We start from the raw sequence: 21,086 nt of genomic DNA, 5'->3' as shown, positions 1-21,086 counted from the left end.
ACCGGGAGGGCGCCATGGGTCGAGGAACAACCGAGACATCGCCGCTCCGCACGTACCACGTGATGGCGCGCGGGGTGGGCGGCCAGCTCATCTTTGAGGACGACCGCGATCGCGCCCTCTTCGTGCGGCTGCTCGGGAAGGCTCTCGGGCGCCTTCCTGTCGCTCTTGTCGTTTGGACGCTGGTCGAGAACCACGTGCACCTCGTCCTTCAGGGGGAGCGCGCGCCGATATCTCTCTTCATGAAGTGGCTTTTGGGCCGGTACGCGGTGGAGTTCAACAAGCGGCACGGACGGAAGGGGCACCTGTTCCAAGACCGATTCCGTCGCGTCGCGGTCATGGACGAGGCCCAGCTGCTTGCGACCGTGCGCTACGTGCATCAGAACGCGATGCGGGCCGGACTCTGCGAGGGATGCAGCTATCGCTGGAACAGTTTTGATGAGTACTTGCGCGGCCCTGGTCTGTGTGACCAGAGCTCCGTATGGGCGCTTATCGAGTCGGAGGAGCGTTTCCGGGAGCTTCACCAGGAGCCCGTGGCCCCTGCTCGGTGCCTCTCCCTGGAGGGCAGTCTCCGGGGTGCGGATGCTGCTTCGGTGCTCGAGCGCGCCCGGGCTGCGGTGGCTCCGCTCGACCCTGGACTTGTGCGGGGATGTGGCCGGTCGGAGAGGGACGCCGCGCTGGTGGTGCTCCACGAGGCGGGTCTTTCCTTTCGGCAGATCGAGCTAGCGACCGGAGTCTCCAAGAGCGTGGTGGGTCGCGTTGTGAAATCGGCAGGCGCCGCGGCGGTCGCGCCGGCATCTGCGCCCCCGAGTTCTCGGGCGGTGCAGCCTCGGCGCGCGGCTCCGCGAGTTCATTCCGGCCTTGCGGGCATGACGAGGGCGTGCTGGGAAGGCCCAGACTCGGAGGTTTCCGTGCTAGAGTGGAGTCACGAGGAATATATGAGCAAGTGTTCATATAAAGAGTAATTTCAATTTCGTGATGGGGGGGCTCATGTCCGATTCCTCTACCGCGACGGCTCGCCTTGCAATTGAGGGAATGAGTTGCGCGAGCTGTTCGTCCATCATCGAGCGGATGGTCTCGCGAATGCCCGGGGTTCGCGCTATTGCCGTCAACCTGGCCGCGAACAACGCGACGCTCACCTACGATCCCGCAGTGGTCTCGGTGCCGGAGGTGTGCGAAACCATCGACGGGCTCGGCTTCGTTGCAACGGTGATACCGGCCGAGGATCGCCAGAACTTCGACGAGGAGCGCCGCGCAAAAGAGCGGGCGACTGAGCGCCGTGACGTGGCGACGTTCCTTGTGGCCCTGTGCCTGACGGTTGTCATTGTGGTGCTCTCGATGACCCCGCTGGGGATGGCCTTGTTCATGAGGACCGGGAGCCACGCCGATGCCATGCACCTCATGAACGTCGCATGCTTCTTCCTCTGCCTTCCGGTGCAGTTCGTGTGCGGTGCCCGCTACTACCGAGGGATGTGGGGAGCCCTCAAGGCTCGCGCGGGGAACATGGACACGCTCGTGGCCATTGGGACCACGGTGGCCTTTTGCTACGCGACGTATCTCACCTTCGGCCCCCGCGCCTATGATGGGGCGATGGCTCCTTTCGAGACGAGCGCCATGCTCATCACCTTCGTGCTGCTCGGCAAGATGCTGGAGCACCGCGCCAAGGGGCGTGCGGGCGCAGCCGTGGAGGAGCTTGTGAGCCTGACCCCGAAGGACGCAAGGGTTCGCAAGGGGGACTCCGTCGTCGAGGTGCCCGTGTCATCGCTGATGCCCGGAGACGTGGTGGTCGTTCGGCCGGGGGAGCGGGTTCCCGCTGACGGGGTAGTGGTGCAGGGGCACTCTTCGGTGGACGAATCCATGCTCACCGGCGAGCCCGTGTACCAGGAGAAGGCGGAGGGAGACGAGGTCACAGGCGGAACGGTGAACGGCACGGGGCTCTTGGAGTTCCGGGTGACCCGATCCGGATCAGACACGACGCTGGCCCACATCGTGCAGTTGGTTGAAGAGGCTCAAGGATCCAAGCCGCCAGTGCAGAGGCTCGCAGACCGGATTAGCGCCGTGTTCGTTCCGGTGGTTCTCGGAATCGCGCTCGTGACGTTCGTGGTCTGGCTCATCGTGCAGGGTCTCGCGAACGTTGCCGACGGGGTCGCTCTCGAGCGTGCGCTAATGGCCGGGGTCGCCGTAGTCGTGGTGGCGTGCCCGTGCGCTTTGGGGCTGGCGACTCCGACGGCCGTCATGGTCGGGACCGGTCGAGGGGCCGAGGAGGGCATTCTCATCAAAGACGGGGAGGCCCTGGAGACCACGGGTTCCGTCACACGCGTGGTGTTTGACAAGACGGGCACCATCACGATGGGCATGCCCGAGGTGAGTGCCGTGAACTGCGTGCCTGGTGTCTCGGAGCAGTCTGTGCTCGCGTTGGCCGCGGGGCTGGAGCGCGGGAGCGAACATCCCTTGGCCCGTGCGGTCCTTATGGCGGCTGCCGAGCGCGACATCGACTCTGGGGGCGTGGCGGACTTTGAGGCGGTTCCGGGGCACGGCGTTCGGGGCATCGCCCGGTGGAACAACGAAGACGTACCGGTGGGCTTTGGCAACGAGCGACTCGTGGTAGCCATGACCGGGACGGGAGTGCCGGACGCGTTTGTCCCGGCGGGCCCCGGTGTGACGCGGATGTACCTGGTTGCGGCGGGCGCCGTGGTGGCTGCCGTTGACGCGCGGGACGAGCTCAAGCCAACGGCCGTCGAGGGCATCCGGGCACTGCTCGACATCGGGCTGCACGTGTCGCTGCTGTCGGGGGACTCGACGGAGGCTGCTCGGGCGGTCGCGGCCGAGGCCGGCATTCCGGAGGAGGACGTGATGGCCGACGTGCTCCCCGCCGACAAGTCCGCCGCGATCCAGGCGCTCGTGGATGAAGGCGAGCGCGTCTGCATGGTTGGCGACGGAATCAACGACACACCGGCTCTGGCCACGGCGACAGTGGGCATGGCCATGGCCGCTGGGTCGGATGCCGCGCTCGAAGTGGGTCAGATCGTGCTCATGCACGACGATGTTCGGGACGTCGCGCGCGCGATCAACCTCTCTCGGAAGACGATGCGGAAGATACACCAGAACTTCGGCTGGGCCCTGGGCTACAACTGCCTGTTGATTCCCCTTGCCTGCGCTGGGATCCTGGCGCCCGAGGTGAGCGGTGCCTGCATGGCTCTCTCGAGCGTCTCTGTCGTGACGAACTCTCTGCTTCTGCGCCGCGCGTCGATCTGAGGCACCGGCTCTCGGGCGGGGGTTTCTGCCGGGATTTGGGACACGCGGCTACGGCACTCCTGTCCCACCTGGGGCGCTGGGACGCACGGCTACGGCACGTGCGTCCCTCCTCGGGGGTACAGTCTTCGCTGGGAGCACAGACGAAAGGGGCCCTCATGGGACAGCTGGACCTGGACGGCAACGATCAGGAGGCCTCTGACCTCGAGCAGGCGCGCAAAGAGGCGGCGGAACTCAACCGCCAGCTCAAGTACCACGCGTATCGTTACTACGCGCTCGACAAGCCAGAGATCGATGACCATGAGTTCGACCTCATGCTCCAGCGGCTCATCAAGCTGGAGGAGCGGTACCCCGAGCTCCAGATGCCGGAGAGCTACACCCAGCGTGTGGGCGGCTATGTCTCCAACCAGTTCGCTGCCGTCCGCCATGCCGAGCGCATGTACTCCATCGACGACGCCATGGACATCGACGAGCTTGACGCATGGCTCGCGAAGACCGACAAGGCCCTCGGCGCCACGCGCGACAACCCGGTCGCCTACACGTGCGAGCTGAAAATCGATGGCCTCGGAGTCGCGCTCACCTATCGCGACGGTGCCTTCGTCCGCGCGGCAACACGCGGCGACGGTGCGGTGGGCGAAGACGTCACGCTCAATGTCCAAACCATCCACGACGTCCCGCTGAACCTCGATAGGGCGGGTATGGAGGCCGTCGCGCACCACGGCAGCGGTGAGACCATCGAAGTGCGCGGCGAGTGTTACATGCCGAAGAGCTCCTTCGCCCGGCTCAACGAGCGGCGCGACGCGGAAGGCCAATCCGTCTTCGCGAATCCCCGAAACGCCGCGGCCGGCTCGCTGCGCCAGAAGGATCCCAAGGTCACGGCGGCGCGCGATCTGGGCACCTTCCTCTACGCGGTGGCTGACCCGCGGATGGTGCACGTCTCCTCGCAGCATGGTTTCCTCCGATGGCTGCGCGACTGCGGCTTCGTCGTCAACCCGGAGGCCCGGCTCTGCCGGACGGCGGCAGAGGTCCATGACTACTGCGCCGAGGCCCTCGCGCACCGGAGCGACCTGGACTACGACATTGACGGCGTCGTGGTGAAGGTTGACAGCTTCGCGCAGCAGGACGCGCTCGGTTTCACGAGCCGCGCCCCCCGCTGGGCCATCGCGTTCAAGTTCCCCCCAGAGCAGAGGGAGACAGTGCTGCGCGAGATCAAGGTCTCCGTCGGCCGTCTCGGCGTGCTGACGCCGGTGGCCGAGTTCGACCCGGTCTTTGTGGCCGGCTCCACCATCGCCCGGGCGACGCTCCACAACATGGACGAGGTCGCCCGGAAGAACGTGCGCGTGGGCGACACGATTCTCGTCCACAAGGCGGGCGACGTGATCCCCGAGGTCATCGGCCCCGTTTTGTCCAAGAGGCCGGCCGATGCGGTGCCCTTTGAGATGCCCTCCACGTGTCCTAGCTGCGGAAGCCCGGTGGTGCATGAGCTGGGGGAGGTCGCCTACCGCTGCATTTCCATCGACTGCCCTGCGCAGACCCTTGAGCGCCTGACCCACTGGATGAGCCGCAAAGCCATGGACATCGACGGCCTCGGCCCGGAGATCCTCGGCCGCATGATCGACGCCGGCATGGTGCGCGACTGCGCGGACATCTACGACAAGGTCACGGCGGACGGGCTGGCGGCGCTGCCCACCGGGCGTTTCTACAAGACTGCGAGCAAGGCGAGCCACCGCGCTGGCGATCCGAAGCCGAGCGGCGGGGTCTATACGAGCACAGCGGTGCCCCATGAGGTCGGTGACCCGATTCCGCTGGGGGAGAAGGCCGCAGCCAAGATCTGCGAGCAGATCGAGAGGTCCAAGGCCAAGCCGCTGGGTCGCGTGCTGTTCGCGATCGGCATCCAGTACGTGGGGTCCAGCGTGGCCGACCTGCTGGCCGATGCGTTCCCGTCCATCGACGCGCTGATGGAGGCGAGCGAGGAGGAGTTGGCAGCCGTGGAGGGAGTTGGCCCCAGGATTGCGAGCAATGTGGCGGAGTTCTTCACGATTCCCGAGAACCTGCAGGTCATCGAGCGGTTGCGCGAGGCCGGGCTCAACTTGGCGAGCGATGCGGCCGGCGAGCCCGAACGGCCGCAGACGCTGGCGGGCCTGACGTTCGTGCTGACTGGTTCGTTGAGCGGGATGACGCGCGAGCAGGCCGGTGCGGCGCTGAAGGCGCTCGGCGCGAAAGTGGCTGGGTCGGTGTCCAAGAAGACGAGCTATGTGATCGCGGGCGAGGCCGCAGGCTCGAAACTGACGAAGGCCGAGTCCTTGGGCGTTCCAGTTCTCGGCCGAGAGGATCTGGAGCGGATTCTCGAGACGGGAGCGCCCCCGGAGGCTCGCTGAGCAACCGGGACGGAGGTGCCGGACGCGAGTGTCCCAATGGGCGCATAGTGCGCGGGACATAGGTGCCGGACGCGAGCGTCCCGGAATAGGGGCTGGGACGGAAGGCTCCGGCACCTGTGTCCCACCCCGCGCTAGCCTCGCACCGTTTATTCACTCACTATGTTGGTTTATTCATGCACTATTGGCCACGTGAAGACCTTGAGGCGACCTTGAAGCCCGTCAGGCCGCATCGTACAGTAGCCTTAATGGCTCCGCCCCTTCGCGGGCGACGAGGACGACACCCGGTTCTCGGTTGGCCAGCTTGTTCAGGTGTCCTTGCTTGAGGATGTTTTCGTGCCACAAATCAAGACTGTTCCCTCCGTCCGCTCTGGCGCGCCGGTTGGCGGCGCCCCGCGCACTCGCGCGCCTCGCGCACAAAGGCCGTCCGGCGCTCCCGAGAAGGTTGTCACCCACCACGAGTCCCCGAACCTGACCGCCGCTCAGGTTGCGCTGCGGGTGGCGGTGACGCTTTCCGGCGCCGTGGTCATGGCGCTCGGGGTCGCGCTTGCGGTCATCGCTTCTCTCGGCGTGCAGCCCCTTTCCGCGCTCCCGGCCGTCGGCGCCCGCCTGACGGGGGTGCTGGGCTTCCCCCTAACGCTGGGTTTCTTCACGTTCGTCATCAATGCTGCGTTCTTCTGTGGCGAGCTGGCGCTTCTGCGCGGGCAGTTCCCCGCAGCGCAATGGCTGCAGTTGCCATTGGTGTTCGTGTTCTCGGCGTTCATCGATGTGTGGCTCAATGGACCCCTTGCGGCGTTCGTGGCAAGCGGCCTTGCCGAGCAGGCCGCGGTGCTGGCGCTCTCGATCGTCGTGACGGCGCTCGGGGTGCAGCTCCAGGTCATGGGCAACACGCTGATCACCCCGCCCGAGGCGTTCATGGCGCTCGTCTCGAAGCGTGGGGGCGCTGCGTACGGCAACGTCAAGGTGGCGTTCGATGTCGCGCTCATGGTGGCCGGCGTGGCGGTTTCGCTGCTGCTGTTCGGAGACTTCGCGGACGTGAGCGTGGGGACCTTGCTCGCCGCGCTCCTGACGGGCCAGTGCGTCAAGGTCTGGGTAAGGGCGCTTCGCCCCCTGGAGCGGCGCTTGCCGGTGGGTCGCCTTCCGTTCCGCACGCTCCCGCTGGGATCTGACGCGCGGTAGGCCTCTCGTGCGGGACAATCGCGTCCGGCACCAGCGTCCCATCTGGCAGTGAGGGTGGGACAATCGCGTCCGGCACCAGCGTTCCATCTGGCACTGGGGCGGGACGATCGCGTCCGGCACGTGCGTCCCGCCCGGTTCCGTCCCGCTGGGACGCACGCGTCTGGCACGTGCGTCCCGTCTAGCACGGGGCGTGGGACGCCCGGCTACGGCACCAGCGTCCCGCGCTCCTCGGCCTTGGCGAGCACCTGCGCCATTGCGGCGTCCAAGTCCGCCTGGAGCGCCGGGTCCCTCTTGGGCCTCGGGTGCTCGATGATTCTGCCCCGCGCCACCACGTGGAACGGCGCACGCAACGCCGACAGGTCCTCGAGCGGGTTCTTCTCGAGCACAATCATGTCCGCCTGCTTGCCCGGAGCAATGGATCCGAGCTTCTCTTCGAGTCCAATGATCCGCGCATTGCCGAGGGTCGCTGTGTGCAGCGTCAGCGCGGGGTCATGAGCGACGAGCGCGTCGAAGTACACAAGCTCGCGCCAGAGGTCCCCGTGGCTGATGTAGGGGCATCCGGCGTCCGTTCCCAGGCCCACGGTCACGCCCGCCCGCAGCGCCTGCCGGGCACACTCGACCATCCCGTCGAAGACCTGGTCGGCGCAGGCTTTGACCGCTGGTTCGGAGTGGGTCTTCTCGGCAGGCATCGTGCAGAAGGGCACAGCTGGCGACAATGTACAGGTCAGAGTGGAGGCTCGCCCGGCTCCGTTCTTCTTGAACAGGCGCAGCATCTCGTCGTCGAGCGGCGCGCCATGCTCGATGGAGTCCACGCCCGCGAGGAGCGCCCTGCGCACGCCATCGCTGGACTCAACGTGGGCCATCGTGGGGAGCCCGAGCTGGTGCGTCTCCTCGACGATGGCGTCCGCCATCTCCTGGCTCATCAGCACGCGACCGGGGGTGTCGGGCGCGTCGGCGTCGTACACGCCTCCGGTGATGAAGAGCTTCACCACGTCGGCGCCGTGCTCGACGATCTCGCGCACCTGCCTGCGGGCGTCGTCGACCGTCTCGGCCTCCCGGGCGACGAGGCCCGCGCCATGTCCGCGCGTGGGCGTGATGCCCCAGCCTGCCGCGACGAGTTTGGGGGCGCTTCCTTTCTTGTCGAGACGATCGCGCAGCCGGATGTCGCCCCAGAGCGGGTCGCCGGCGCTGCGCACGCAGGTCACACCGGCCTGGACCGCCTCTCTGAGGTTGCCGTCCATGAGCATGGACCCGATGCGGTCGCTCATCGGCACCTGCGAGATCTTCGCCACGAGCGCCGCATTGTCACCCGAGCTGGCCGGCTTGCCGCCGCCGGCCAGATGGGCGTGGAGGTTGACGAGGCCAGGGGTCACGAATCTGCCGCCAAGGTCCCACACGCCCATGCCGGTGGGGTACTGCGCGTCCTCGTCGGGGAGCACCGCGTCGATGGTTCCGGAGTCCTCGCACCATATGACGCTCATGTGCTCTTGGGGTCGCATCTTGCGGGTTCCGTCGAGCAGCGTGCAGTTGCGGAACGCGTGGTAGGTGGGGAAGAGGGTCGAACCCACGGGGCCTCCTCGATGTAGTCCGGCGCTTTGGTTCATGCTAGGCCAAGGAGGGACACTGGTGCCGGTGCCATATGTCCCATCCCCGGGTCTCGGAGCGGGACGCAGGTGCCGGTTCCGTTTGTCCCGGCGCGGGACACTGGTGTCCGGCACGCCCGTCCCGCGTCCCAGCGGGCGGGACACTGGTGCCGGTCACGTTTGTCCCAAAAGGAGGCCAATGCCCACGCCCACGCGTTTCACCGTTCAGTGCGACGGGTTCGCAGCCGAGGTCACGCGCCGTCGAACCTCTCGGGTGTCGTTTCGTGCGTGGCCGGATGGGCGCGTCACCGTTTCCGCCCCGCTCGGGTTCACAAAGCGCGAGGTGGAAGGAATGGTTCGCGCACACGCCGACGAGATCCGGCGTCTGCTGGAACGGGCTATGCCGCCAGCTGCAGAGCAGGCCGCGCGCGAGGAGGCTGCGCGTCTGGCTCCCGGTGATCACGCGTGGCTGTGGGGCGAACGTCTTACTGTGCGGCATCTGGAGGGTTCCGAGCCTCGTCTGACCGTGCGACGGGAAGGGGACGTCCTCGCATTCATCGGCCCGGGCGAGCTGTTGGCCGACTGCTCCGCGCGTCGGCGAGCGCATGAGAAGCTCCTCCGACAGGAGTTGGCTGCCGCGCTGCCGGGGGTGCGTGCCGAAGCAGAGCGACTGGTCGGCGTCTCGGCCCGCACGTGGCGCATCCGCCGCATGCACAGCCGGTGGGGCTCGTGCCGACCAGATCGAGGGTCGGTCACGATCGCTCTTGAGCTGGCCACCCACGACCCGGCACATCTGCGGCTCGTCGCCATACACGAGACCGCCCACCTGCTGATATGCAACCATGGCTCCGACTTCCGGGCCATCATGGACCGGGCGTGCCCTGGATGGCGGGCGCAGCAAAGGGCGCTGGACGAGGAGGGCATGCGGCTGCCGCGTCAGGCGCCTTGAGGGACGGACGTCTCCGGCACCAATGTCCCGAGCGGCCCACGCGGCCCGGAGGCCTAGGGACAAACGTGTCCGGCGCCAGCGTCCCCGCTAGTGCGCCCTTAGGCTGGTGGGACAATGGGAACCGGCACCTTTGTCCCGGGAGGCACCATGCCGCGCTTCGTCTTTGCCGTCGACTCGCTCAAGGGAACGCTTTCCTCCGAGGAATCGGAGCGAATCCTGGCTGCGGCCGCTCGCCGCGCGTTCCCCGGCTGCACGTGCGTCTCGGTTCCCATCGCCGACGGCGGGGAAGGCACGCTCGACGCCGTGCGCTCGTCGGTGCCTGGTGCTCGGTTGCACGAGGTCGCCGTCACGGGGCCCTTGCGGGAGCCGACCACGGCGCAATGGCTCCTGTTGCCCGACGGCCGCGCCCTCATCGAGCTCGCCCAGGCGGCGGGTCTCACGCTCGTGCCGGAGCAGGACCGAGACCCCGCTGCGGCCACGACGCTCGGGGTCGGGCAGCTCGTCTCGGCCGCGCTGGACGCCGGTGCGCGCGACATCACGCTGGCCATCGGCGGGAGCGCGACCAATGACGGCGGCCTTGGGCTGCTCGCCGCCCTGGGCTGGTGCTTTCGAGACGAAACGGGCGAGCCACTTCCTCCTGTGGGCGCCTCGCTCGGACGCGTCGCAGCCATCGACGGCTCCGGCTCGGACCCGCGCCTCTCGTCCGCCGCGTTCCACGTCATGTGCGACGTTGCCAACCCGTTGTGCGGGTCCGCGGGCTGTGCCGCCGTGTTCGCTCCCCAGAAGGGCGCGACGCCAGCTCAGGTGCGGCTGCTTGACGAGGGCATGGGCAGCTTCGCGGAGGTCGCCTGCGCCCATCTCGGTTTCGACCGATCCGAGCATCCGGGCGCCGGCGCCGCCGGTGGCGTCGGGTTCGCGGCGCAGGCCTTTCTCGACGCCGACTTTGTGCTGGGCATCGACGCGTTGCTCGATATGGTCGGGTTCGAAGGGCTGCTCGAGGGCGCCGACCTTGTGGTGACGGGGGAGGGGCGCCTTGACGCGCAGACGGCGGGCGGGAAGGCGGTGGCCGGGGTCGCGGCCCGCGCTGCGGCGGCCGGCGTTCCCTGTGTCGCTCTGTGCGGGGCCGTGGAGCCGGGCGCGAGGATTCCCGGCCTGGCGGCGGCGGAGTCCACGGTGACGGCGATCGGGGATCTCGGCGAGCACCTCGCCCGGGCTGGCGAGGCCTACGGGGACGCGGCCGACCGGCTTTTTGCGCTGCTCGCGGTGGGAGCGGGCTTTGGGGCATAGTGGGTTGGCCCTGTCGCCCATTTCGAGAGATGAGACCGCACCCTTGACCGCTCCGCTCACGAAACCCCAGATTGCCGTGCGCATCTGTGTGACCCTGCTCGGCACCTTCGTCATGGCGCTCGGCATCGCGCTGGCCAAGCATGCCGCCGTGGGGACGACGCCGATCTCGTGCCTCCCGGCCGTGCTGTACAACTTCTTCGCGGGGCTGGGGCTGCCCGTCACGCTGGGGCTGTTCACGTTCCTCATGAACACGGGGTTCCTGGTGGGGGAGATGGTGCTGCTACGGGGCGCCTTCCCCAAGGCCCAGCTGCTCCAGCTGCCACAGGTGGTTCTGTTCTCGATGGCGGTGGACTTCTGGATGGGGCTCGTGGTGCCGGCTCTGCCGATGACGGCGCCGGTGCACCACTACGCGCTGCTCGTTGCGTCCATGCTGGTCATTGCGCTGGGGATCCAGCTGCAGTTGATGGGCGACACCATCGTGACGCCGCCCGAGGGGTTCATCGGGATCGTGGCGCGGCGGACGGGTCGCGAGTACGGCGACGTGAAAGTGGCCTTCGACGTGGGGTTTCTCGTGAGCGCGGCGGCGCTGTCGCTCGCGCTCATGGGAGGGCTGGCGGACGTCCGAGAGGGGACCATCGTCGCGGCGGCCGGCGTGGGCGTGGCAATCAAAGGGTGGGACCGGGCGCTCCGACCGCTGGCGCGCCGGTTGCCCCAGGGCCCGACGCCGCTGCCGCCGCTGCCGTAGGGACAAAGGTGCCGTAGCCGTCTGTCCCACCCGGCCTGCGCTGGGACGCACGCGTCCGGCACCAGTGTCCCGCCGCCCGTGCTGGGACGCACGTGTCCGGCACCACCGTCCCACCTCCGCCATGTTTCCCCTGTTTTTCCAAGCGGGCGCCGAAACACGCCCATCACCTTTGCCGCCTAGCCTTCTCCCAGAAAATGCCCCCGGCTCAACGAAAGGCGGCCGCCATGGCAGACACCCTCACCCGTTCGCCCCTCTGGGACCCGTCCTTTGAGCACGACGCCTGCGGCATCGGCGCCCTGGCGAGCCTTGCCGGTCGCAAGAGCCACCAGATGGTGGACGACGCCCTCTCCGTCCTCGTCAACCTCGAGCACCGCGGCGGCGCCGGCCTCGAGCGCAACTCCGGCGACGGCGCGGGCATCCTCATCCAGGTGCCCCACCGCTTCTTCCGCAAGGAGGCCCAAAAGGAGGGCGCGCTGCTGCCAGCCGAGGGCGATTACGGCGTAGCGATGCTCTTCCTCCCTCAGGATCCTTTCGGCGTGGAGGCCGCCCGTCGCGTCTTCGAGCAGGGATGCGCCGCCTGTGGCGTCCCGCTCCTTTTCTGGCGCGAGGTGCCGGTGGACCCGCACGACCTCGGCGACTCCGCCTTGGCCGGCATGCCCACCATCTACCAGGCATTTCTCGGCCGCCCGGAGGGCGTGGGCCTTGGCGATGACTTTGAGCGGGCGCTCTACGTGTGCCGCCGCACCATCGAGAAGGCCGCCGAGGAGGACCCGGCGCTCGAGGACCGCATCTTCTATGTCTGCTCCATGTCGAGCCGCACCATCGTCTACAAGGGCATGCTACTCGCCACGCAGATGCGCCGCTTCTACCTCGACCTCAACGACGCTGCCGTGGAGAGCGCCCTCTGTCTGGTCCACTCGCGCTACTCCACCAACACGACGCCCAGCTGGGAGCGCGCGCACCCCAACCGGTACCTGATCCACAACGGCGAGATCAACACCCTCAAGGGCAATGTCGGCTGGATCCGAGCCCGCGAGCCCGAGTTCTACTCGCCGGTGCTCGGCCCCAAACTGGCCGACGTCCTGCCGGTGATCAACCGCGAGGGGTCGGACTCCGCGATCCTCGACAACGTGCTCGAGTTCCTCGTGATGAACGGGCGCACCATGAGCCGGGCGGCATCGCTGCTCATCCCCGAGCCGTGGGAGAAGAACCCGCACCTGCCCGAGAAGCGCCGCGCCTACGACGAGTACCAGTCGATGCTCATGGAGCCGTGGGACGGTCCCGCCGCCATCGCGTACACGGACGGCCGCACCCTGGGCGCGTCCCTCGACCGGAACGGCCTGCGCCCCGCGCGCTACTACGTCACGCACGACGACCGCTTCCTGCTGGCGAGCGAGGTGGGCGTGCTCGACGTGGACCCGGCGGACATTTTGCAGGCCGGCGAGCTCGGCCCCGGCGAGATGCTCTTGGTGGACCCCTCTCAGGCCCGCGTGATCTGGAACGACGAGCTGCGCGAGGAGCTGGCGAGCCAGAAGCCCTACCGCGACTGGATCGCCGAGGAGACGCTCTCTGTGGGCGACCTGCCGGAGCCGGCCGGGACGCAGGTGCCGGACACGTCCGTCCCGTCTGGGACAAAGGGCTCCGGCACCACTGTCCCGCCTGGGACGCAGGTGCCGGACGCGGATGTCCCGCGCACCTTCGCCCGCGCGCGCCTCGGCCTTCACTACGACGACCTCGACGAGGCCTTGAGGCCGATGGCCGAGAACGGCTCCGTCCCCTTGGCCTCCATGGGCTTCGATGTCCCGCCCGCGGTCCTCTCGAACCGCCCGCGCCCGTTCTACGACTACTTCTGCCAGCTTTTCGCCCAGGTCACGAACCCGCCCATCGACGCGCTCCGCGAGTCCTACGTCACGAGCGATGTGCTCTACCTCGGCAACCACGGCAACATCCTCGAGGACATGCGCGACAACTGCCGGCTCGTGCGCCTCAACGGCCCCGTGGTCGACGAGGACACCTTCGAGCGCCTGCGCCACCTGGACCAGGAGGGCTTCCACGCGCGCACGTTCCACGGCAGCTTCGCCGTCGACCCCGTCACGGGCGCCGCGGAGCCGGGCGCGCTCGAGGCCGCCCTCGACAAGCTCTGCAACGACGTCGAGGAGGCCGTGCGCTCCGGCGTCAACATCGTGGCGCTCTCGGACCGCTGCCCCGAGGGTCAGGTCCCCCTGCCGTCGCTGCTCATGGTGGGCGCCGTGCACCACCACCTGCTCCGCGCCGGCATCCGCACGCTCGCGGACCTGATCGTCGAGACCGGCGACGCCGTCAACGCGCACGACTTCGCCGCGCTCACGGGCTACTCGGCCAGCGCCATCTGGCCGTACATGGCCCACGAGGTGATCGCCGAGCAGAGCGCCTCCGGCGTCCTTGCCGTGCCTGCGGACCAGGGCATCGCCACCTATGACAAGGCCGCCAACTCCGGCGTGCTGCACATCATGTCCAAGATGGGCATCTCCACCGTGCAGGGCTACCACTCGGCGCAGATCTTCGAGGCCGTCGGCCTCGGCCCCGAGGTCATCGATCGCTGCTTCACCGGCACCCCGAGCCGCGTGGGCGGCCTCGACTTCAACGGCATCCAGACAGAGCTCGAGGCCCGCTACGCGCGCGCCCTGGACCTCGCAAAGAGCCCCGCCCCCGACCAGCTGCCCTCCTCCGGCATGACCAAGTGGCGCCCCCAGTCCGGCCTCTACGCCGGCGAGGAGCACCTCTTGGACCCGCAGGCCATCTACCTGCTGCAGACGGCGTGCAAGTCCGGTGACTTCGCCGTCTTCGAGCAGTACCGCGACCACGTGCGCCGAGACGGGCGCCCGATGATGCTGCGCGACCTGCTCGAGCTCGTGCCCCTGCCGAGCGGCCCCGTCCCGCTCGACGAGGTGGAGCCCTGGGAGTCCATCGTCACGCGCTTCAACACCGGCGCGATGTCCTACGGCTCCATCAGCCAAGAGGCGCACATGTGCCTGGCCATCGCGATGAACCGCATCGGCGGCCGCTCGAACACCGGCGAGGGCGGCGAGGACCCGGCGCGCGAGGTGCCGTACCCCAACGGCGACTCTGCCAAGTCCGCCATCAAGCAGGTGGCGTCCGGGCGCTTCGGCGTCACGAGCCGCTATCTCGGCTCCGCGCGCGAGATCCAGATCAAGATGGCCCAGGGTGCCAAGCCGGGCGAGGGTGGCCACCTGCCCGGCAAAAAGGTGTATCCCTGGATCGCCCGAGTGCGCCGCTCCACGCCGGGCGTGGGCCTCATCAGCCCGCCGCCGCACCACGACATCTATTCCATCGAGGACCTGGCCGAGCTGATTTTCGACCTCCAGTGCGCCAACCCGTCCGCGCGGGTCTCCGTCAAGCTCGTGGCCGAGGCCGGCGTCGGCACCATCGCCACGGGCGTGGCCAAGGGCGGCGCTGCGAAGATCCTCATCAGCGGCTCCAACGGCGGCACGGGCGCCGCGCCCCGCGACTCCATCTACCACGCCGGCCTCCCGTTGGAGCTGGGCCTGGCCGAGGCGCAGCAGACGCTGCTCCAGAACGGCCTCCGCTCCCGTGTGGTGCTCGAGGCGGACGGCAAGCTCATGGCCGGTTTCGACGTGGCCGTGGCAGCCCTCCTCGGCGCCGAGGAGTTCGGGTTCGCGACGCTGCCGCTCATCGCGATGGGCTGCCTCATGCAGCGCGACTGCCAGCAGGACACCTGTCCCGCCGGCATCTGCACGCAGAACTGCCGCCTCCGCGAGCAGTTCCACGCGAGTCCTGACGACGTCGTGAACTTCATGCGCTTCATCGCCGAGGACCTGCGGCGCGAGATGGCCCGGCTCGGCTTCCGCACCGTGGACGAGATGGTCGGGCGCGCGGACTGCCTGCGCCAGCGCGAGGTGCCCGGCCACCCCAAGGCGAACTCCGTCGACCTCTCGGCGCTGCTCGCGCAGGTGCGGCCGCTCTATGGGGCGGCCATCCCCGGCGCCGAGTCCGCGCGCTTCCTGCGCTCGATGGCGTTCGACGCCCAGCTGGAGAGGACCCTCGACGCGACGCTCTTCATCCCGTACACGGCGTCCGCGCGCGAGCACCTGGAGCCGGTCTCGTTCCACGTGGACCTGGCCAACGTCAACCGCGCCTGCGGCACGATGCTCGGCAGCGTGGTGACCCAGCAGCACCCGGAGGGGTTGCCGGAGGACTCCATCAAGATCCACTGCACCGGCTCGGGCGGCCAGTCCTTTGGCGCGTTCCTGCCGGCGGGCCTCTCGATGTCCATCGAGGGCGACGCCAACGACTACTTTGGCAAGGGTCTCTCCGGTGGCATCCTGGCCGTGCGGCCGAACGCCGCCGCCACGTACAAGTTCAACGAGAACATGTCCGTGGGCAACGTCGCGTTCTACGGCGCGACCGGCGGCAAGGGCTTCATCAACGGCCTGGCCGGCCAGCGGTTCTGCGTGCGCAACTCCGGCGCGCAGGTGGTGGTCGAGGGCGTGGGCGCCTGCGGCTGCGAGTACATGACCGGCGGCGAGGTGGTGGTGCTCGGCGAGGTCGGGCCCAACTTCGCGGCGGGCATGAGCGGCGGAACGGCCTATGTGCTCGACGAGTTCGGCACCCTGGACGCGCGCGTGAACCACGGGCTCGTGGACGTCCTGCCGTTGGACGAGCGGGACTTGGAGCGCGTGCGCGGCCTCGTTGAGGAGCACGTGGCCCGCACGCAGAGCCCGCTCGGCATCAAGCTGCTCTATCGCTGGAACCACTACAAGCGGCAGTTCAAGAAGGTGCTGCCGCGCGACTACGCGCGCGTGGTCGCGATGGTGGCCTCCGAGCTCGAGGCCGGCGCGACGCGCGAGCAGGCAGAAGAGAAGGCGTTCGACGCCATCACGCTGGGGAGGTAGCCATGGGCAAGGTTGGCGCGTTTTTGGAACACGACCGCCGCGCGCATGGGGAGCGCCCCGTCGCGCAGCGCGTGGAGGACTTTGCGGACATCGCCGTGCCGCTCGACGCTGAGGACCAGCGCATCCAGGCGAGCCGCTGCATGTGTTGCGGCGTGGCGTTCTGCCAGACGGGCGCGAGCTTCGGGCCCGCGCGCGCGAGTGGGTGCCCGCTGCACAACTTGATTCCCGAGTGGAACGACCTTCTGTGGCGCGACCTCTGGGTCGACGCCGCCGCGCGCATGCGCATCACGAACCCCTTCCCGGAGTTCACCGGGCGCGTGTGCCCTGCGCTGTGCGAGGCGGCCTGCAACCTGGGGCGCGACCAGGGCGCGACCACGATCAAGGACGACGAGCGGGCCATCAGCGACCATGAGTGGGCGGACGGAGGCCCGGCCGGCTTCGCGGGCGCTCCGGCGGCGTTGGCGGAGCTGCGCGGCAAGCGCGTGGGCATCGTGGGCTCCGGCCCGAGCGGACTGGCCTGCGCCTGGGAGCTGGCGCGGCGCGGGGCCAGCGTGACGGTGGTCGAGAAGAGCGACCGCGCGGGCGGCCTCTTGCAGTACGGCATCCCGGAGATGAAGCTGCCCAAGGACGTGGTGGCGCGGCGTGTGGCGTGGCTGGAGGAGCAGGGCGTCGCCTTCGAGACGGAGACGGACGCCTGCGACCCGATGGTGGCCCAGGCGCTGCTCGGGCTCGATGCCGTGGTGATCGCGGCGGGCGCGGGGCAGGCGCGCGGGCTGAACTGCCCGGGCAGCGACCTGCCGGGCGTCGTGATGGCGGTGGACTATCTCACGGCCGCGACGAAGGCCGTGGACGAGTGCTGGGACAAAGGTGCCGGACGCGAGTGTCCCGGCGGGACAAAGGTGCCGGACGCAAGCGTCCCCGGGCCGGACGCAAGCGTCCCCGGGGACACTGGTGCCGGACACGGGTGCCCCACTCCGGAGGAGCGGCTCGCGGCCGACAAGGTCACCGAGGACGTCGCCGGAGCGCTCTGCGCCAAGGGGCTCGACGTCGTCGTGATCGGCGGCGGCGACACGGGCACCGACTGTGTGGCGACGGCGCTCCGCGAGGGGGCCCGTTCCGTGCGCCAGCTGGAGTTCCTCCCGATGCCGCCGGCCACGCGCTTGCCGAGCAACCCGTGGCCGCAGTGGCCCAACGAGCTCAAGAACGACTACGGCCAGCAGGAGGCCGAGGCGCTGCAGGGCGCCGACCCGCGCACGTTCGCCGTGGACACCCGTGAGGTGGTCGCCGGCGAGAACGGCCGCGTGGCGGCGCTGAGGACCGTGCGCCTGGACTGGTCGGCCGGGCGTCCGGACGCGGTCCCGGGATCCGAGGAGGAGATTCCGGCCCAGCTGGTGATCGTTGCGACCGGCTTCACGGGGCCCCGCTCCGACGTGCTCATGGCCTTCGACGTGGCGCAGGCCGAGAAGCGCCCCGTTGCCGCGGTTCTCGACGACGGTCATCGTGCGCTGCGCTCGCCGGGCGCTGACCCGACGCCGGTCTTTGCCTGCGGCGATGCCCGCAACGGCGCCACGTTGGTGGTCACGGCCATCGCCGACGGCCTCGCGTGCGCGAGCGAGGTGGCTGAGGCGCTGCGGTAGGGAGTTTGTGTTGCGGGGAAGCGCTTCCCCGCGAACCTTTGCAACCAGATGTGCGGAAACGGCGCCCTTCTCGAGCAAATCCCGAGAAGGGCGCCCCGCGTTGCGCCGTTTCCCCGCAAACGCGCCCCGGTCCTTGTGCGCAAACGTTTCCCCGCAAGCTGGCTGGGACACAGGTGTCCGGCACCCGCGTCCCACGCCAGCGTCCCGTCGCTTGGGACGCACGTGTCCGGCACTAGCGTCCCGCCTCACCCCTCCGAGGCCGCCCCCTCGCGCACCCTCACGAGCCCGTCGCCCTTCACCAGCTCCCAACGGCGGTCGCACGTCGCCCGCACCAGCGGCTCGTCGTGACTCACTAGCACGAGCGCGCCCGGGAAGGCCTCGAGGGCGCGCTCGAGCGCCTCGATGGCATGCAGGTCCAGATGGTTCGTGGGCTCGTCCAGGAGCAGCAGCTGCGGCCGTCCCATCACCGCCTCCGCGAGCCAGAGCTTGCGCAGCTCGCCCGAGCTGGCCTCGGCCCCGGCGAGCACGCGCTCAGGGTCGCTGTCCAGCTGCGCGACCACGGACAAGAGGCGGCCACGCTCGGCAGGGGCCAACTGCCGAACGTGCTCGAGGGTCTCGCGCCGCTGGTCCGCCGTCAGCTCCTGCGGAAGGTATGCCCAGCTCAAGGGCTCCGCCTGGCGCTCCAGCTGCGACACGAGCCGTCGCAACACCGTGCTCTTGCCCGCCCCATTGGGACCGGTCAGCGCCAGATGGTCGGCGCGTCCTAGCTGGAGCTCTGGCACCTCGAGCTGACACTCCGGGCCGCACGCAAGCGAGGTGGCCGGCGCCCGCAGCACAACGGGGCGGCGCGCCGGCTCGCAGCCCAACCACAGGTCTCCCTGATAGGTCTTGGGCACGCGGGTCTGGTCCAGCTGGCGCTGCACGCTCGCGACACGGGCGTCCATTCGCGCCGCGAGCCTCCCCGCCTTGCCGTCCTGTCCGCTCACAATCGCGAGCCCGATGCGCCCCTTGGCGTCATGGTCCTTGGGGTCGATGCCCCGTGCGCTTCGTCGCGCGTCGCTCTGGGCTGCCAGGTGGCGGCGCCGGTCCTGCTCGGCCTTGAGGGTCCCCAGCTGAGAGCGCGCGGCTGCCCGGGCGCGGTTCTTCTCGAGGGCCTCCCGCTCCGATTGCGCGCGGGCCGAGGTGTAGCTCCCCGGGCGGAGCACCGGTCCGGCCGGTTCGAAGCAGAGACAGCGGCTCACCAGCCCGTCGAGCAGGGCGCGGTCGTGTGAGATGAGGACGCCGATGCCGTCGTAGCCTGCGAGCACGGGGAGCAGCTGCTCCCGGCAACGGGCGTCCACGTGGTTGGTGGGCTCGTCGAGGACCAGGACCTCCGGGCGGCGCCAGAGTGCGACGGCGACCTGAAGCTTCTTCTGCTCGCCGCAGGAGAGCTCCGAGAAGCGCCAGGGCTGGTCGTCGTCGATGCCGAGTGCTCGCCGGAGCCCGATCGCTTCTCGACCGTAATCGCAGGCGAAGTCCTGCAGGAGGTCCGGCTCCACGCCCGCGTCTTGCTCGCAGAGGCAGGCCGACAGGCGCGGGCTCGCGGATCCGGTGTCCGGGTGCAGCTGGCCGCAGAGGATTCTCGCGAGGGTGGACTTGCCGCAGCCGTTGGCACCGACGACGCCGGTCCACCCGGGCGGGAACGTCACGGAGAGGCCGGCGAGCGCGGGCTCGGCGCATCCGGGATAGGTGTAGGTGACAGAGGTAAGCGTCAGCACTGACGACATGGTGGCTCCTTGGCTGGATTGGCGAATGCGAACGGCTCCGCGACGAAGCGCGGGGCTTGGGAGGCATTCCTACAGCCGCATTGACAGAGCTCCTTTGGATGCGGTCGCTTGGCATATGGGCGACCGGTGCTGGCACTGGGGCTCAGCCTAGCACAGGGCGCCGAGACGGGCGCTGCCTGGCCGGGGTGGGACGCACGTGTCAGGCACGTGTGTCCCAGTCCGGCACGTGTGTCCCAACTGGGACGCTGGTGCCGCACGCGTGTGTCCCAGCTGTCTATGGCCCCGTTGCGGAGAAACGCTTCCCCGCAAAGGAATCGAACCGCATGTGGGGAAACGGCGCCCTTCTCGGGCAAACCCCGAGAAGCATGCCCGAGGTGCGGACGTTTCCCCGCAAAATGTCGCTGAGACTTGCGGGGAAACGTTTCCCCGCAAGCGCGAGACCTGCCCCCACCTGCGCAAAGGCGCCCCTGGGACACTTGGCTACGGCACCGGTGTCCCTACTCCACCCGCTCCATGAACTCCTCAACCACCGCACAGTAGCGCTCCGGGAATTCCATATGCGTGCCGTGCGTGCCCGGCAACAGCTCCCATCGTGCGCCTGGGATGTGGTCGTAGATCAGCTTCTGCTGCACGGGGGTGGCTTCGTCCGCGATGCCGCTCGTGATGAGCACCGGCGCCTCGATCCGCCCCAGCTGGTCCACGATGCTCCAGTGCTTCAGGTTCCCCGTCATCAGGAACTCGCTCTTGCCCTGCATGGTCTCGTAGACCTCTGCGGCCACCGGATCGTCCCGGAACGGATTGTCCCAGGCCCCGCGCGAGCCCTCGGGCACCGCCGCCACGTGACGCCGGTAGTACTCGGCGATGGCCGCCCGCGCCTCGGGGGTCTCGTAGTTGTCCGTTTCATCCGCGCGCACCAGGGCATCCCGCATCGCTTGCGGCAGATAGCTGCGCAAACGTTGCGCCTCGTCCACCCACAGGTCCGTGTCCGCCAGCGTGCTCGCGAGAATCACGCCCGCCACGCCTTCGGGTCGCTGCGCTGCGTAGTGCATGAGCAGCATGCCGCCCCAGCTCTGGCCGAGCAGGAACACCCGCTCGATGCCGTGTCTCTCGGCCAGCCACGCCCGGAGCGCCACTAGCTCGCGCTCAAAGAAGTCCAGTGTCCAACGCTCAGGGTCGCTCGCGGCGCGGGAGTTCCCGCAGCCGATCTGGTCGTAATAGACCACTGGGCGCCCGTACCGCTCGGCAAGCAGGTCCAGCGGGCGCAGGTAGTAGTGTGTGTTGCCCGGGCCGCCGTGAATCGTGAGCAACGGGATCTTCTCGCCCAGGTCGCCCACGATGCGATACCACGTCTGGTCACCGTCGAAGGGCATGCGCCCGGTGGTCTCCTGCATGGCCGTCCTTTC

The 21,086-nt window shown here is 68.9% G+C and carries 12 protein-coding genes; 9 read left to right on the top strand and 3 right to left on the bottom strand.

Annotated elements, in window-relative coordinates; all coding sequences use genetic code 11:
- Positions 1-14 precede the first annotated feature (14 nt).
- The 4 genes from QJ043_RS09350 to QJ043_RS09335 all read left to right on the top strand — a co-directional run bounded on the left by QJ043_RS09350 (position 15) and on the right by QJ043_RS09335 (position 6,803).
- On the top strand, positions 15-962 hold the full coding sequence (locus QJ043_RS09350; RefSeq protein ID WP_283713481.1) for a transposase: 948 nt from the start codon (positions 15-17) through the stop codon (positions 960-962).
- 13 nt (positions 963-975) lie between these two features.
- The gene (locus tag QJ043_RS09345; protein ID WP_347177810.1) at positions 976-3,252 is read left to right on the top strand and encodes a heavy metal translocating P-type ATPase; all 2,277 of its coding nucleotides are present in this window, start codon (positions 976-978) and stop codon (positions 3,250-3,252) included.
- Between the two features lie 155 nt (positions 3,253-3,407).
- A complete protein-coding gene (gene ligA / locus QJ043_RS09340; RefSeq protein WP_283713483.1) occupies positions 3,408-5,627 on the top strand; it encodes an NAD-dependent DNA ligase LigA in 2,220 nt (739 codons plus the stop codon).
- Between the two features lie 495 nt (positions 5,628-6,122).
- Entirely contained in the window at positions 6,123-6,803 is a 681-nt protein-coding gene (locus QJ043_RS09335) for a YczE/YyaS/YitT family protein (RefSeq protein WP_488192452.1), read from the top strand.
- 203 nt (positions 6,804-7,006) lie between these two features.
- Here QJ043_RS09335 and QJ043_RS09330 read toward each other — a convergent pair whose 3' ends face one another.
- A complete protein-coding gene (locus QJ043_RS09330) occupies positions 7,007-8,371 on the bottom strand; it encodes an amidohydrolase family protein (RefSeq protein WP_283713485.1) in 1,365 nt (454 codons plus the stop codon).
- 34 nt (positions 8,372-8,405) lie between these two features.
- Here QJ043_RS09330 and QJ043_RS09325 point away from each other — a divergent pair, with 34 nt between their 5' ends.
- The 5 genes from QJ043_RS09325 to QJ043_RS09305 all read left to right on the top strand — a co-directional run bounded on the left by QJ043_RS09325 (position 8,406) and on the right by QJ043_RS09305 (position 17,917).
- Complete coding sequence (locus QJ043_RS09325) at positions 8,406-9,335, top strand: M48 family metallopeptidase (protein ID WP_347177808.1); 930 nt, start codon at positions 8,406-8,408, stop codon at positions 9,333-9,335.
- A 147-nt stretch (positions 9,336-9,482) separates the two neighbouring features.
- Positions 9,483-10,622, top strand: coding sequence for a glycerate kinase (locus QJ043_RS09320; RefSeq protein WP_283713487.1), 1,140 nt, complete (start codon positions 9,483-9,485; stop codon positions 10,620-10,622).
- A 76-nt stretch (positions 10,623-10,698) separates the two neighbouring features.
- On the top strand, positions 10,699-11,367 hold the full coding sequence (locus QJ043_RS09315; RefSeq protein WP_283722808.1) for a YczE/YyaS/YitT family protein: 669 nt from the start codon (positions 10,699-10,701) through the stop codon (positions 11,365-11,367).
- Positions 11,368-11,591: 224 nt separating this feature from the next.
- Positions 11,592-16,280, top strand: coding sequence for a glutamate synthase large subunit (gene gltB / locus QJ043_RS09310; protein ID WP_283713489.1), 4,689 nt, complete (start codon positions 11,592-11,594; stop codon positions 16,278-16,280).
- Between the two features lie 2 nt (positions 16,281-16,282).
- Positions 16,283-17,917, top strand: a complete 1,635-nt coding sequence (locus QJ043_RS09305) for a glutamate synthase subunit beta (protein WP_283713490.1) — start codon at positions 16,283-16,285, stop codon at positions 17,915-17,917.
- Between the two features lie 245 nt (positions 17,918-18,162).
- Here QJ043_RS09305 and QJ043_RS09300 read toward each other — a convergent pair whose 3' ends face one another.
- Both QJ043_RS09300 and QJ043_RS09295 read right to left on the bottom strand, forming a co-directional pair.
- On the bottom strand, positions 18,163-19,683 hold the full coding sequence (locus tag QJ043_RS09300; protein WP_283713491.1) for an ATP-binding cassette domain-containing protein: 1,521 nt from the start codon (positions 19,681-19,683) through the stop codon (positions 18,163-18,165).
- A 497-nt stretch (positions 19,684-20,180) separates the two neighbouring features.
- A complete protein-coding gene (locus QJ043_RS09295; RefSeq protein ID WP_283713492.1) occupies positions 20,181-21,074 on the bottom strand; it encodes a proline iminopeptidase-family hydrolase in 894 nt (297 codons plus the stop codon).
- Positions 21,075-21,086 lie beyond the last annotated feature (12 nt).

The organism is Kribbibacterium absianum (assembly GCF_030067705.1).
GTDB classification, from domain to species: Bacteria; Actinomycetota; Coriobacteriia; order Coriobacteriales; family Atopobiaceae; genus Kribbibacterium; species Kribbibacterium absianum.
This window is presented reverse-complemented; position numbering and strand designations above follow the sequence as displayed.

Coding starts and splice junctions, on each gene's coding strand:
- QJ043_RS09345 (WP_347177810.1), top strand. CDS start 976: ATGGGGGGGCTCATGTCCGATTCCTCTACCGCGACGGCTCGCCTTGCA.
- QJ043_RS09300 (WP_283713491.1), bottom strand. CDS start 19,683: ATGTCGTCAGTGCTGACGCTTACCTCTGTCACCTACACCTATCCCGGA.
- QJ043_RS09295 (WP_283713492.1), bottom strand. CDS start 21,074: ATGCAGGAGACCACCGGGCGCATGCCCTTCGACGGTGACCAGACGTGG.
- ligA (WP_283713483.1), top strand. CDS start 3,408: ATGGGACAGCTGGACCTGGACGGCAACGATCAGGAGGCCTCTGACCTC.
- QJ043_RS09325 (WP_347177808.1), top strand. CDS start 8,406: ATGCTAGGCCAAGGAGGGACACTGGTGCCGGTGCCATATGTCCCATCC.
- QJ043_RS09305 (WP_283713490.1), top strand. CDS start 16,283: ATGGGCAAGGTTGGCGCGTTTTTGGAACACGACCGCCGCGCGCATGGG.
- QJ043_RS09320 (WP_283713487.1), top strand. CDS start 9,483: ATGCCGCGCTTCGTCTTTGCCGTCGACTCGCTCAAGGGAACGCTTTCC.
- gltB (WP_283713489.1), top strand. CDS start 11,592: ATGGCAGACACCCTCACCCGTTCGCCCCTCTGGGACCCGTCCTTTGAG.
- QJ043_RS09350 (WP_283713481.1), top strand. CDS start 15: ATGGGTCGAGGAACAACCGAGACATCGCCGCTCCGCACGTACCACGTG.